Source organism: Pseudomonas paralactis (assembly GCF_001439735.1).
Taxonomy (GTDB): domain Bacteria; phylum Pseudomonadota; class Gammaproteobacteria; order Pseudomonadales; family Pseudomonadaceae; genus Aquipseudomonas; species Aquipseudomonas paralactis.
Map to the genome: position 1 here is coordinate 211935 of NZ_JYLN01000002.1, position 13908 is coordinate 225842.

Consider the following 13908-nt stretch of genomic DNA (forward strand, 5'->3'; position numbering starts at 1 on the left):
GTTATCTTGGGTCAGACGCTTAGAACGTCTGGCCGAGGGAGAATTGGAAAATCTGGGTTTCAGCGTTATCCGGTTTCTTGATCGGCATGGCCAGAGCAAAGCTCAACGGGCCCAGCGCAGTCACCCAGGTCACACCCACACCCACGGAGCTCGCCAGGTTGCTGAGGCTCACGTCGTTGCACTGGGTGTTGGACTTCAGCCCGCTTGGGTTCTTGATCTGCTCACACTTGGAGTCGAACACGTTACCCACGTCCCAGAAGACCGAAGTCCGCAGAGAACGCTGGTCCTTGACGAACGGCAGCGGGAACAGGATCTCGGCACCACCCTGGATCAACACGTTACCACCGAACGGCAGTGGATCATCGTCATCATCGCGGCGAGTACCGACGTTACCGGTTTGTTCAACACCGCGACTTGGCGTGCCACGAGGCCCCAGGGTGCTGTCCTTGAAGCCACGCACCGAGTTGAAACCACCAGCGTAGTAGTTCTCGTAGAACGGCAAACCATCGGTCGAACCATAACCATCGCCATAGCCCAGCTCAGTGTGCAGGCGCATGGTGTAGTTATCGCTCAACGGCTGGAACAACTGGCCGCGGTAGTCGAGCTTGAAGAACGACAGGTCGCTGCCCGGCGTGGTGACTTCCGCAGTCAGGCTTTGGGAATGGCCACGGGTTGCCAGTACCCCTTTGTTCAGGGTCGACTCGGACCAGCCGGCAGACGCCTTGAAGTTCAGGAACTTGTCACCTTCACGGCGAGTGAAGTCGAAGATCTCATCCACGGTGTACACACCGGTCTTGATCTCGTCCTGCTGCGCAGTGATGCCGAAGGTCAGGCGTGAGGTTTCGCTGATCGGGTAGCCGATGTTGGCGCCCACACCCAGGCTGTCGATCGCATAGCTTGCAACGTCGACGTCGAGGTCTTTGTAGTCTGTGGTGCGGTAGAAGGCGTTGTAGCCCAGGCTCACACCGTCCGCAGTCCAGTAGGGGTCGGTATAGCCGAAGTTGTATCGGCTCTGGTATTCGCTGCGAGTCAGGCCGATGGACACACGGTTACCGGTACCCAGGAAGTTGTTCTGGGTGATCGAGCCACCCAGGATCAGGCCGGCACTCTGTGCGAAGCCGACGCTGGCGGTGATCGAGCCCGATGCTTGCTCTTCAACGGCGTAGTTCACGTCAACCTGGTCATCCACACCCGGTACGGCCGGGGTTTCGACGTTGACTTCCTTGAAGAAGCCCAGACGTTCAAGACGGGTCTTGGACTGGTCGATCAGGTAGGTCGAAGCCCAGCCACCTTCCATCTGGCGCATTTCACGACGCAGCACTTCGTCTGCTGACTTGGTGTTGCCACGGAAGTTGATGCGGTTTACATAAGCACGCTTGCCGGGGTCGACGACAAAGGTGATGTCCACGGTGTGGTCTTCATCATTCGGGGTCGGCACGCCGTTGACGTTGGCGAAGGTATAGCCTTCGTTACCCAGACGACGGGTGATGAGTTCGGACGTGGTAGTCATCAGCTTGCGCGAAAACACCTGGTCCTTCTGCACCAGCAGCAGGGACTTGACCTGGTCTTCAGGGACTTTCAAGTCACCACTGAGCTTGACGTCACGAACCTTGTACTTCTCGCCTTCGTTGACGTTGACGGTGATGTAGACGTGCTTCTTGTCCGGGGTGATGGACACCTGGGTCGAAGCGATGTCCATGTTGATGTAGCCACGGTCCAGGTAGTAGGAGCGCAGGCGTTCCAGGTCACCGGAAAGTTTTTCGCGGGCGTACTTGTCATCGTTCTTGAAGAACGACAACCAGTTGGTGGTCTTGAGTTCGAACAGGTCGATCAGGTCGTCATCAGCGAACTTGGTGTTGCCCACCACGTTGATGTGCTGGATGGCGGCCACGGTGCCTTCGTTGATGTTGACCTTCAGGCCCACACGGTTACGAGGCTGCGGGATCACTTCGGTTTCCACGGTCGCGGAGTAGCGGCCCTGGGCAACGTACTGGCGTTGCAGCTCGTTACGCACACCTTCAAGGGTGGCGCGCTGGAAGATCTCGCCTTCGGCCAGGCCGGATTGCTTCAGGCCCTTCATCAGGTCTTCAGTGGAGATGGCCTTGTTACCTTCGATCGCGATACTCGCGACGGAAGGTCGTTCGACGACCGTGATGACCAGGACGTTGCCTTCGCGACCCAGTTGGATATCTTGAAAGAACCCGGTTTTGAACAGCGCACGAGTGGATTCCACCAGGCGACGATCATCCGCCTGTTCCCCGACGTTCAACGGCAAGGCACCAAAGACGCTACCCGCGGAAACCCGCTGGAGGCCGTTGACGCGAATATCGGAGATGGTGAAGGACTCGGCGTGAACTTCGGCGATCATCAATACGGTGAGAACCGCAGTTAGCAGCAGACGTTTCATGAAGTCCTTTCTTATTCCAACTGGCAATAAACAAACTGCCGCAAAATGCGGCAGATTCGCAATTCAGCGAAGCGTTACAGTCGTCCCAGATCGTTGACCAGAGCTAACAACATCACCCCGACCACCAAACTGATACCGATCTGTATCCCCCAACCCTGCACCCGATCCGACAAGGGGCGACCACGCACCCACTCGACCAGATAAAACAGCAGATGCCCCCCATCCAATACTGGAATGGGCAGCAAATTCAGAACCCCAAGGCTAATACTCAGATAAGCCAGGAAATTCAGGAAATCCGCGACACCCGACTGGGCAGAAGCGCCCGCCACTTTAGCAATGGTTATCGGTCCACTCAAGTTTTTTACCGAGAGCTCACCGAACAACATTTTCTTGAGGGATTCGAGGGTCAGCACGCTCATGGTCCAGGTGCGTTTCGCGCCCTCGCCAATCGCGGCCAAAGGCCCGAAGCTGACCTCTCGAACCATCGATGGCGGCCACTCGACACCTTTGACCCCGGCACCCAGGTAACCCCCGGCTGCCTTGGCCTCCCCACGAACCGACAGGGTCACGGGAACATCGATTTGAGCACCCTCGCGCTCAACTTTCAGCACAATTTTGGTATCAGGCCGCACACGTACCAGGTCGACCACCTGCTGCCAGTCACCCAGCGCCTGGCCATCGAGGGCCAGCAGGCGATCACCGGTTTTCAGGCCAGCGGCCTGGGCCGGACCTTTTGGATCCAGCTCCGCCAATACCGGCGGCAAGGCCGGACGCCAAGGACGAATCCCCAGGGATTTGATCGGATCAGGCTCATCGGCGCCTTTGAGCCAATGGTCCAGAGCCAACGCACGCGGGGTTTCGGCGCTGGAATCCTGGTCACGCACCACCAGATCGACGGTGCCGCTTTCACCCAGACGACGCACCAACTGCAAATTGACCGCACCCCAACCGGTGGTCGGTTCGCCATCAATGGAAACAATTTCCTGCCCAGCCACCAAGCCGGCCCTGGCCGCGATACTGTCCGCCTCGACCGCACCGATGACCGGACGCACCTGCTGACTGCCCATCATGGCCAAAACCCAGAAGAACACCATCGCCAACAGGAAATTGGCGATCGGGCCCGCTGCGACAATTGCGATACGCTGACGAACGGTCTTGCGATTGAAAGACTGGTCCAATTGATCAGCCGGCACTTCACCTTCGCGCTCATCGAGCATCTTGACGTAGCCACCCAACGGGATAGCGGCGATCACGAACTCGGTGCCACGACGATCATGCCAGCGCAACAATGGCATGCCGAAACCAACGGAAAAGCGCAATACCTTGACGCCGCAACGACGCGCCACCCAGAAGTGGCCGAATTCGTGGAAGGTAACCAGCACACCCAGAGCAACCAGGGTGCCGACAATCATGTAGAGCGCACTCATCTAATTTCTCCGCATTTCAATCCAATGCCTGATGGCTCAAACCCGCCTACCCGCTAACGCGCGTCGCGATCCAGCCATTGCCGGGCCAAGGCTCGGGCCTTGGTATCGGCCTCAAATACCGCTCCCAGGTCATTTACAGCCACGACCGGCTCAAGATTCAGGACGTCCTCGATGATACTCGCGATCTGTGGAAAGCGGATGCGCCGTTCGAGAAACGCCGCCACGGCCACTTCGTTGGCCGCATTGAGCATCGCCGGCGCACTGTTACCCGCCTCGGCCGCTTGCCGCGCCAGACGCAGGCACGGAAAACGCTGCTCGTCCGGAGCTTCGAAGTCCAGGCGCGCAATTGCAAACAGGTCCAGGGGTGCAACGCCGGAATCGATCCGCTCCGGCCAGGCCAGGGCGTTGGCGATCGGCGTGCGCATGTCCGGGTTGCCCAACTGCGCCAACACCGAACCATCCACGTAATCAACCAGGGAATGAATCACGCTTTGCGGGTGAATCACCACCTGGACTTGATCAGGCCGTGCATCGAACAACCAGCACGCCTCGATCAACTCCAGGCCTTTGTTCATCATGCTGGCCGAGTCCACGGAAATCTTGCGCCCCATGGACCAGTTCGGATGCGCGCACGCCTGGTCGGGAGACACATGTTCAAGCTCAGTCAGCGGAGTCTGCCGGAAGGGGCCACCGGATGCCGTCAGCAGAATTCGGCGCACGCCGACCTGGCTCAAGCCGCGGGCGAAATCCCCGGGCATGCACTGGAAGATTGCGTTGTGCTCGCTGTCCAGCGGCAGCAGCACCGCCCCACTCTTGCGCACGGCCTGCATGAAGAGCGCACCGGACATCACCAGCGCTTCTTTATTGGCCAGCAGAATTTTCTTGCCGGCATCGACTGCCGCCAGTGTCGGACGCAAACCCGCCGCACCGACAATCGCCGCCACCACGGTATCCACATCGGCGTCGGCCGCCACCTGGCACAACCCTGCTTCCCCGACCAACACCTGGGTGGTCAGACCCGCGGCCCGCAGATCTTCCTGCAGCCCGCGAGCCTGCGCCGCCTCGGGCACAACGGCGAAGCGCGGTGAGTGGCGCACGCACAAGGCCAGCAACTCGCGCAAACGCGTGAAGCCGGTCAGCGCAAAAACCTGGTAACGATCCGGGTGACGAGCGATGACATCCAGAGTGCTCAGCCCAACCGAGCCGGTCGCGCCCAGCACGGTAACCTGTTGCAGGCCGCTCACGAGGCGATCATCCACAACAGCACGGCAAAGATTGGCAGCGCAGCAGTCAGGCTGTCGATGCGGTCCAGCACACCACCATGACCCGGCAGCAAGTTACTGCTGTCCTTGATCCCGGCCTGGCGCTTGAACATGCTTTCGGTGAGGTCACCCACCACCGAGATAAACACGACGATAGCGGTGCCCAGCAAGGCCAGGAGAACCTCCTTCACCGACCAGTCACGCATCACACCCACGACGAGCGTGATCAGCAGCGTCAAGGCCAGGCCGCCGTACACGCCTTCCCAGCTCTTGCCCGGGCTGACGGCCGGAGCCAGCTTGCGCTTGCCGAACGCGCGACCCGAGAAGTAGGCGCCGATATCGGCACCCCACACCAGCACCATCACGGCCAGGATCAGTTCATTACCGAGAGGGTAGCGCTTGATTTCCACCAGCCCTTGCCAGGCCGGCAGCAGGATCAGCAAGCCGATCACCAGCTTGCAGGCCACGCTGGACCATTGACCACTGGTGCGTGGATAGGTCAGCACCAGGAATGTTGCCAACGCCCACCACAGCACCGCTGCCCCCAATACCCAGGGCGCGATGTCCGGCAGGATATACATCAGGAACAACAGCACCGCGACGACTGCGGCGTATGCCACACGCGGCAACTGGTTGCTGAAACCCGCCAGGCGCGCCCATTCCCAGGCGCCCAGGGTCACGACCAGGCCGATAAACAGCGCAAAGCCGGAGCCTTCAAGCAGGAAAAAACCGCACAGGGCAATCGGCAGCAGAATCAGTGCCGTGATGATTCGTTGTTTAAGCATTTAAACCCGGGCTCCAGCTTCGATCTGCTCGCTCGTTTTACCGAAACGACGCTGACGGGAAGCGAAATCGGCCAGCGCATTGCGCATGGCATCGTGTTTGAAGTCCGGCCAGAACAGGTCGGAGAAATACAACTCGGTATAGGCTAGCTGCCACAGCAGGAAGTTGCTGATGCGATGTTCGCCACCGGTACGTATACACAGGTCCGGCAACGGCAGGTCGCCGGTCACCAGGCAGGTTTGCAACAGTTCGGGCGTAATGTCTTCGGGGCGCAGATGACCGGCCTGCACTTCGCGGGCAAGCCGTTGCGCAGCCTGGGCGATATCCCACTGGCCACCGTAATTGGCCGCAATCTGCAGCACAAAACGATTACTGCCGGCGGTGATGGCCTCGGCTTCGCGCATGGCGACCTGCAGATCCGGATGGAACCGCGAGCGATCACCAATGATGCGCAGACTGATGTTGTTGTCATTGAGGCGCTTGGCCTCACGACGCAGGGCCTTGAAGAACAGATCCATCAAGGCACTGACTTCGTCGGCAGGCCGCTGCCAGTTTTCACTGGAAAAGGCGAACAAGGTCAGCACCTCGACCTTGGCCTCGGCACACACCTCAATCACCGCCCTTACCGCGTCAACACCCGCTTTATGCCCGGCAACACCCGGCATAAAGCGTTTTTTCGCCCAGCGATTATTCCCATCCATGATGATCGCGACATGGCGCGGCACCACGGAGGGCACAGTCTGCTTGGTCTTTTCCATAAAGGCGTCCTGACCCCTTATACGGCCATCAGGTCCTTTTCTTTTTCTTCGGTAGCCTTGGTGATCTGGGCTTCGGCGTCCTTGGTCAACTTGTCGATATCAGCAACGGCACGACGCTCTTCGTCTTCGCTGATTTCCTTGTCCTTGACCAGTTTCTTCAGGTCACCCAACGCATCGCGACGGATGTTACGCACAGCAACGCGCGCATCTTCAGCGGCACTGCGCGCCTGCTTGGTGAAGCCCTTGCGGGTTTCTTCGGTCAGTGCAGGCATGGAAATCAACAACAACTCGCCGAGGTTGGTCGGGTTGAGGTTCAGGCCGGCGCTCTGGATCGCCTTGTCGACTGCCGCGAGCATGTTGCGCTCGAACGCCACGACTTGCAGGGTACGCGAGTCCTTTACGGTCACGTTGGCCACGCCGCTGAGCGGGGTGTCGGAACCGTAGTAAGGCACCATCACGCTACCCAGGATGCTCGGGTGCGCCTTGCCGGTACGGATCTGGCCAAATGCATGGCTCAGCGATTCCAGGGATTTCTGCATACGCGCCTGGGCGTCTTTCTTGATTTCATTGATCATTGTTGGCCTTCCTCGATCAGAGTCCCTTCCGCGCCGCCGTGTACGATATTCAGCAGGGCGCCGGGCTTGTTCATGTTAAATACGCGCAGCGGCATCTTGTGGTCGCGGCACAGGCAGATAGCGGTCAGGTCCATCACACCCAGCTTGCGATCCAGCACTTCATCGTAGGTCAGATGATCGAACTTCTCTGCATGCGGGTCTTTGAATGGGTCTGCAGTGTATACGCCATCTACCTTGGTGGCTTTGAGCACCACGTCGGCATCGATTTCGATAGCGCGCAGGCACGCAGCCGAATCGGTGGTGAAGAACGGGTTGCCTGTGCCGGCGGCAAAGATCACCACTTCCTTGGAGTTCAGGTGGCGCATGGCTTTGCGGCGATCGTAGTGATCGGTCACGCCAACCATGGAGATAGCCGACATCACGATGGCCGAGATATTGGCACGCTCCAGAGCGTCGCGCATGGCCAGGGCGTTCATCACAGTGGCCAGCATGCCCATGTGGTCGCCAGTGACCCGATCCATACCGGCCGCACTCAGTGCCGCGCCACGGAACAGGTTGCCGCCGCCAATCACCAGGCCGACCTGCACACCGATACCGACCAATTGGCCGACTTCCAGCGCCATGCGGTCAAGCACCTTGGGGTCGATCCCGAACTCTTCCGAGCCCATCAGGGCCTCGCCGCTGAGCTTGAGTAGAATGCGTTTATAGCGAGCCTGATAACCACTGCCCTGCTGAGCCATTGCGAATCTCTCCTGCGGCGTATTTTTTAAAAATTCTTGGCGAGCCGTTTACGGCTTGCGTTCACTCTAGCTGGACGCTGTCACAGCGCCATCGGAACACGGCTTTGTAAGCCAGTTCCGAGAGGAATCCAAATAAAATTGGCCTTCCCATTTGAAAAGAGGCTGCGCGCGTGAGCGGGCAGCCTCTTTCGGCGACAGTTTGGGACTGTCTTATTGCTTGGCGGCAGCCAGCTGGGCAGCAACTTCTTCAGCGAAGTTGTCGACCGGCTTCTCGATGCCTTCGCCTACTTTGAAGTAAGTGAAGGAAACGATTTCGGCACCGGCTTTCTTGGCCAGTTCGCCAACCTTGATTTCAGGGTTCTTGACGAACGCCTGCTCAACCAGGCTTGCTTCGGCCAGGAACTTGCTGATACGGCCTTTGACCATGTTCTCAACAATGTTTTCTGGCTTGCCTTTGATTTTTTCTTCGTTCAGCTGCAGGAACACAGCTTTTTCACGCTCGATCGCTTCGGCCGAAACTTCCGAAGGCAGCAGGAACTCAGGGTTGCTTGCAGCAACGTGCATAGCGATGTCTTTGGCCAGCTCAACGTCGCCGCCTTTCAGAACAACTGCTACACCGATTTTGTTGCCGTGCAGGTAGCCACCAACCACGTCACCTTCAACGCGAACCAGGCGACGGATGTTGACGTTTTCGCCAACCTTGCCGACCAGTACCAGGCGAGCTGCTTCTTGAGCTTCGATCAGAGGCTCAACAGTGGTCAGCTTGTCAGCGAAAGCTTTTTCGACGCTGGCAGCAACGAATGCCTTGAAGTCATCCTGCAGAGCCAGGAAGTCGGTCTGGGAGTTAACTTCCAGCAGAACGGCGGATTTGCCGTCTTCTTTCAGAGCGATAGCGCCTTCAGCAGCGACATTGCCTGCTTTCTTGGCAGCCTTGATGGCGCCGGAAGCACGCATGTCATCAATGGCTTTTTCGATGTCGCCGCCGGCCTTGGTCAAGGCCTTTTTGCAATCCATCATGCCTTCGCCGGTACGCTCACGCAGTTCTTTAACCAACGCTGCAGTAATCTCTGCCATTTCAAAATCCTCTTGGATAGGTTTTCAACCATTCCACCCGATCAAACGGGCGATCAATTCTTCCCGAATTTCAGTTGTAGGCCGCTGCACGTTACAAATGATGTAGCTGCGCTGCCGACAAATGGTTTTCGAGGTGGCAAAAAGGGGGCCAAGCCCCCTTTTTGCTTACTGAGTCAACGCCAGGGCGTCAGTTACTCAGCGGCAGCTACCGGAGCTTCTTCAACGAACTGCTCGGTACCGCCAGCAACGTGGTTGCGACCACGGATTACAGCGTCAGCCATCGAACCCATGTACAGCTGGATAGCGCGGATTGCGTCATCGTTGCCTGGGATGATGTAGTCAACGCCTTCCGGGCTGCTGTTGGTATCGACTACGCCGATAACCGGGATGCCCAGCTTGTTGGCTTCGGTGATCGCGATGCGCTCGTGATCAACGTCGATAACGAACAGTGCGTCAGGCAGACCGCCCATGTCCTTGATACCACCCAGGGAACGATCGAGCTTTTCCAGGTCACGGGAGCGCATCAGCGCTTCTTTCTTGGTCAGCTTGGCGAAAGTACCGTCTTCGGCTTGCACTTCAAGGTCACGCAGACGCTTGATGGAAGCACGGATGGTTTTGAAGTTGGTCAGCATACCGCCCAACCAGCGGTGATCGACGTACGGCGAACCGCAACGTGCTGCTTCTTCAGCAACGATCTTGCCAGCGGAACGCTTGGTGCCGACGAACAGGATCTTGTTTTTGCCCTGGGCCAGACGCTCTACGAAAGTCAGAGCTTCGTTGAACATTGGCAGGGTTTTTTCAAGGTTGATAATGTGAATCTTGTTACGCGCGCCGAAAATGTATTTACCCATTTTCGGGTTCCAGTAACGGGTCTGGTGACCGAAGTGCACACCGGCCTTCAGCATATCGCGCATGTTGACTTGGGACATGATAGTTCCTTAATAAGTCGGGTTTGGCCTCCACGTATCCCAATGACCAACCAGCGGCATCAAGGCCTCCGGCACCCAGGTCATCGTGTCGACACGTGTGTGGATTTAAGCTTTTCGGGGTATCCCCGGAAAGCGGCGCATTTTATACCACAGCAAGGGCGAAAACGAAACCCGCAATCACACCTGACCGCAGCGACCTGCGCGCAACCCGTTGAATAGAGCGGATTTACCCCCACCCTATAGAGAGAAGCGATCGTCAGAGGCTCATGATTTACCGCCCGCGTCTGGTAGAATCGCGTTTTTTGTGGCTTGTGCGAGCTCAGCAACCTTTTGTCGCACGCCCGTAAACCGTATTGATTTCAGCGCGTCGCGCTAGAGAGAGCCTGTATGACCGTTAGTTTGAAAACCGCCGAAGACATCGCCGGCATGCGCATCGCCGGCAAACTGGCCGCCGACGTGCTGGAAATGATTGCAGAGCACGTAAAGCCGGGCGTCACCACCGAAACCCTGAACCAGATCTGCCACGACTATATCGTCAACGTGCAAAAGGCCATCCCTGCGCCACTGAACTACAAAGGCTTCCCCAAGTCGATCTGCACCTCGGTCAACCACGTGGTGTGCCACGGCATTCCCGGGGACAAGCCACTGAAGGACGGCGACACTCTGAACATCGACGTCACCGTGATCAAGGACCGCTACTTCGGCGACACCAGCCGCATGTTCCACGTCGGTAACGTGCCGGTCTGGGCCGAACGCCTGTCCCAGGTGACCCAGGAGTGCATGTACAAGGCCATCGAAATCGTCAAACCCGGCTGCCGCCTGGGTGACATCGGTGAAGTGATCCAAAAGCACGCCGAAAAGAACGGCTTCTCGGTGGTGCGCGAGTTCTGCGGCCACGGCATCGGCACCGTATTCCACGAAGAACCGCAGATCCTGCACTACGGCCGCGCCGGCACCGGCATGGAACTCAAGGCCGGCATGACGTTTACCATCGAGCCGATGATCAACCAGGGCAAGGCCGATACCAAAGTGCTGGGCGACGGCTGGACCGCCATCACCAAAGACCGCAAGCTCTCGGCCCAGTGGGAACACACGCTGCTGGTCACCGAAACCGGCTACGAGATCTTCACGTTGCGCGCAGACGACACGATCCCTCGCGTTTCGGCGTGAGGGTTGCGTCGGTTTTCCAGCTTCAACCGTGTGACTGACTCTATAGATAGATAGGAAAGCCGATCAATGCCCCAGGTGGATCCCGAACTCTTCGACCGTGGCCAGTTCCAGGCCGAGCTGGCATTGAAGGCGAGCCCCATCGCCGCCTTCAAAAAAGCCATTCGCCAGGCACGCGAGGTGCTCGACGCGCGTTTTCGCAGTGGTCGGGACATCAGGCGACTGATCGAAGACCGCGCCTGGTTCGTCGATAACATCCTGCAAAAAGCCTGGGAACAGTTCAGCTGGAGTGCAGACGCCGATATCGCCCTGGTGGCGGTCGGCGGCTACGGTCGCGGCGAACTGCACCCCTACTCCGACATCGACCTGTTGATCCTGCTGGGCAGCGCCGACCACGAAACCTTTCGCGATTCCATCGAGCGTTTTCTGACATTACTGTGGGACATCGGCCTGGAAGTCGGCCAGAGCGTGCGTTCGGTAGACGAATGCGCCGAAGAGGCCCGTGCCGACTTGACGGTGGTCACCAACCTGATGGAAAGCCGCACCATCTGCGGCCCCGAGCGCCTGCGCCAGCGCATGCTCGAAGTCACCAGCACCGCACACATGTGGCCGAGCAAGGATTTCTTCCTGGCCAAGCGCGCCGAACAGAAGGCGCGACACCACAAGTACAACGATACCGAATACAACCTGGAGCCCAACGTCAAAGGCTCCCCGGGGGGGCTGCGGGATATCCAGACGATTTTGTGGGTGGCCCGCCGCCAATACGGCACGCTGAACCTGCGCGCCCTGGCTGGCGAAGGCTTTCTGGTGGAGAGCGAAAACACTCTGCTGGCGTCGTCCCAGGAGTTCCTGTGGAAGGTGCGCTACGCCCTGCACATGCTCGCCGGTCGCTCCGAAGACCGCCTGTTGTTCGATCACCAGCGTTCCATCGCAACCCTGCTGGGCTTTGAGGGCGAAGACGCGAAGACCAGCATCGAAAGTTTCATGCAACAGTATTATCGGGTGGTCATGAGCATTGCCCAGCTCAGCGACCTGATCATCCAGCACTTCGAAGAGGTGATCCTGGCCCCCGAAGACGAAGCGCCGCCGCAGCCGATCAATGCGCGCTTCCAACTGCATGACGGTTATATCGAAGCACGCAACGACAACGTGTTCCGCCGTACCCCGTTCGCCATGCTGGAGATCTTCGTGCTGATGGCCCAGCAGCCGGACATCAAAGGCGTGCGCGCCGATACCATCCGCTTGCTGCGGGAAAACCGTCACCTGATCGACGACGACTTTCGCAACGATATCCGCAATACCAGCCTGTTTATCGAACTGTTCAAGTGCCGCATCGGCATCCACCGCAACCTGCGGCGCATGAACCGCTACGGCATTCTCGGGCGCTACCTGCCGGAGTTCGGCTTTATCGTCGGGCAAATGCAGCATGACTTGTTCCACATTTACACCGTGGATGCCCACACCCTGAACCTGATCAAGCACTTGCGTAAGTTGCAATACACTCAGGTATCAGAGAAATTCCCGCTGGCCAGTAAGCTGATGGCCAAGCTGCCCAAGCCCGAGCTGATTTACCTGGCGGGCCTGTATCACGACATCGGCAAGGGTCGCCATGGCGATCACTCGGAAATCGGTGCCGTGGACGCCGAAGCCTTCTGCCAGCGCCACCAGTTGCCCTTGTGGGATAGCCGCCTGATCGTCTGGCTGGTGCAAAACCATCTGGTGATGTCGACCACCGCGCAGCGCAAAGACTTGTCAGACCCGCAGGTGATCCACGACTTTGCCGGCATCGTCGGTGATGAGACCCGTCTGGACTATCTATATGTGCTGACCGTCTCCGATATCAATGCCACCAACCCCACACTGTGGAACTCCTGGCGCGCCAGCCTGTTGCGCCAGCTGTACACCGAGACCAAGCGCGCCCTGCGCCGCGGCCTGGAGAACCCGGTGGACCGCGAAGAACAGATCCGTCGCACCCAAAGCGCGGCCCTGGATATTCTGGTACGCGGGGGTAACGACCCGGACGACGTCGAGCAGCTCTGGTCGCAACTGGGCGACGATTATTTCCTGCGCCACACCGCCGGCGACGTGGCCTGGCACAGCGATGCAATCCTGCAGCAACCGGCCGATGGTGGCCCACTGGTGTTGATCAAGGAAACCACCCAGCGTGAATTCGAAGGCGGCACGCAGATCTTCATCTACGCGCCGGACCAGCACGACTTCTTCGCCGTGACCGTGGCCGCCATGGACCAGCTCAACCTGAACATCCATGACGCCCGGGTCATCACTTCCAGCAGCCAGTTCACCCTCGACACCTACATCGTGCTCGACACCGACGGCGACTCGATCGGCGATAACCCGGCGCGGGTGAAAAAAATCCGCGAGGGCCTGACCGAAGCCCTGCGCAACCCTGACGACTACCCCACCATCATTCAGCGCCGGGTACCGCGCCAGCTCAAGCACTTTGCCTTTGCGCCACAGGTGACCATTTCCAACGACGCCCAGCGACCCGTGACCGTGCTTGAACTCAGCGCACCGGATCGCCCGGGGCTGCTGGCGCGTATCGGCGGGATTTTCCTGGAGTTCGACCTGTCATTGCAGAACGCCAAGATCGCGACGCTTGGCGAGCGGGTAGAAGACGTGTTCTTCATTACCGATGCCGACAATCAGCCGCTGTCCGACCCAGAGCTGTGCCTGCGTTTACAGGCCGCGATCGTGGAGCAATTGAGCGTGACCCAGGAACCCGGCGTCGAACTGACACGCCTGACTATTTGAATTCTTAACTTTGT

11 protein-coding genes are annotated in these 13908 nt (G+C 58.7%); 2 read left to right on the top strand and 9 right to left on the bottom strand.

Features of this window, described 5'->3' with window-relative positions:
* Nucleotides 1-19: 19 nt before the first annotated feature.
* The 9 genes from bamA to rpsB form a co-directional block, all read right to left on the bottom strand.
* Nucleotides 20-2407, bottom strand: coding sequence for an outer membrane protein assembly factor BamA (gene bamA / locus TX23_RS05195; protein ID WP_057701310.1), 2388 nt, complete (start codon nt 2405-2407; stop codon nt 20-22).
* A 74-nt stretch (nt 2408-2481) separates the two neighbouring features.
* Entirely contained in the window at nt 2482-3834 is a 1353-nt protein-coding gene (rseP, locus tag TX23_RS05200) for a sigma E protease regulator RseP (RefSeq protein WP_057701311.1), read from the bottom strand.
* Nucleotides 3835-3887: 53 nt separating this feature from the next.
* A complete protein-coding gene (gene ispC / locus TX23_RS05205; RefSeq protein ID WP_057701312.1) occupies nt 3888-5078 on the bottom strand; it encodes a 1-deoxy-D-xylulose-5-phosphate reductoisomerase in 1191 nt (396 codons plus the stop codon).
* Nucleotides 5075-5881, bottom strand: a complete 807-nt coding sequence (locus TX23_RS05210; RefSeq protein ID WP_057701313.1) for a phosphatidate cytidylyltransferase — start codon at nt 5879-5881, stop codon at nt 5075-5077. Before TX23_RS05210 ends, ispC begins: the two co-directional genes overlap by 4 nt.
* On the bottom strand, nt 5882-6637 hold the full coding sequence (uppS, locus tag TX23_RS05215; protein ID WP_057701314.1) for a polyprenyl diphosphate synthase: 756 nt from the start codon (nt 6635-6637) through the stop codon (nt 5882-5884). It abuts the gene before it with no gap.
* A gap of 17 nt (nt 6638-6654) precedes the next feature.
* Nucleotides 6655-7212 carry a ribosome recycling factor gene (frr, locus tag TX23_RS05220; protein ID WP_003189163.1) on the bottom strand — a complete coding sequence of 186 codons (558 nt, stop codon included), beginning with the start codon at nt 7210-7212 and terminating at the stop codon, nt 6655-6657.
* The gene (gene pyrH, locus TX23_RS05225) at nt 7209-7952 is read right to left on the bottom strand and encodes a UMP kinase (protein WP_003189161.1); all 744 of its coding nucleotides are present in this window, start codon (nt 7950-7952) and stop codon (nt 7209-7211) included. Before pyrH ends, frr begins: the two co-directional genes overlap by 4 nt.
* Before the next feature lie 210 nt (nt 7953-8162).
* Nucleotides 8163-9026: a translation elongation factor Ts gene (gene tsf / locus TX23_RS05230; RefSeq protein WP_005785711.1), complete on the bottom strand. Its 864-nt coding sequence runs from the start codon at nt 9024-9026 to the stop codon at nt 8163-8165.
* Between the two features lie 191 nt (nt 9027-9217).
* Nucleotides 9218-9955: a 30S ribosomal protein S2 gene (gene rpsB / locus TX23_RS05235; RefSeq protein WP_003189158.1), complete on the bottom strand. Its 738-nt coding sequence runs from the start codon at nt 9953-9955 to the stop codon at nt 9218-9220.
* Nucleotides 9956-10342: 387 nt separating this feature from the next.
* Between rpsB and map the strand changes: the two genes are divergently transcribed.
* Together map and TX23_RS05245 are read left to right on the top strand one after the other, a co-directional pair.
* A complete protein-coding gene (map, locus tag TX23_RS05240) occupies nt 10343-11125 on the top strand; it encodes a type I methionyl aminopeptidase (protein WP_032877377.1) in 783 nt (260 codons plus the stop codon).
* A gap of 66 nt (nt 11126-11191) precedes the next feature.
* Complete coding sequence (locus TX23_RS05245; RefSeq protein WP_057701315.1) at nt 11192-13894, top strand: [protein-PII] uridylyltransferase; 2703 nt, start codon at nt 11192-11194, stop codon at nt 13892-13894.
* The last annotated feature ends 14 nt before the right edge of the window (nt 13895-13908 follow it).

Excerpts from the sequence above, each read along its gene's own strand:
- bamA (WP_057701310.1), bottom strand. The coding sequence starts at position 2,407 with ATGAAACGTCTGCTGCTAACTGCGGTTCTCACCGTATTGATGATCGCC.
- rseP (WP_057701311.1), bottom strand. The coding sequence starts at position 3,834 with ATGAGTGCGCTCTACATGATTGTCGGCACCCTGGTTGCTCTGGGTGTG.
- TX23_RS05210 (WP_057701313.1), bottom strand. The coding sequence starts at position 5,881 with ATGCTTAAACAACGAATCATCACGGCACTGATTCTGCTGCCGATTGCC.
- uppS (WP_057701314.1), bottom strand. The coding sequence starts at position 6,637 with ATGGAAAAGACCAAGCAGACTGTGCCCTCCGTGGTGCCGCGCCATGTC.
- frr (WP_003189163.1), bottom strand. The coding sequence starts at position 7,212 with ATGATCAATGAAATCAAGAAAGACGCCCAGGCGCGTATGCAGAAATCC.
- pyrH (WP_003189161.1), bottom strand. The coding sequence starts at position 7,952 with ATGGCTCAGCAGGGCAGTGGTTATCAGGCTCGCTATAAACGCATTCTA.
- tsf (WP_005785711.1), bottom strand. The coding sequence starts at position 9,026 with ATGGCAGAGATTACTGCAGCGTTGGTTAAAGAACTGCGTGAGCGTACC.
- rpsB (WP_003189158.1), bottom strand. The coding sequence starts at position 9,955 with ATGTCCCAAGTCAACATGCGCGATATGCTGAAGGCCGGTGTGCACTTC.
- map (WP_032877377.1), top strand. The coding sequence starts at position 10,343 with ATGACCGTTAGTTTGAAAACCGCCGAAGACATCGCCGGCATGCGCATC.
- TX23_RS05245 (WP_057701315.1), top strand. The coding sequence starts at position 11,192 with ATGCCCCAGGTGGATCCCGAACTCTTCGACCGTGGCCAGTTCCAGGCC.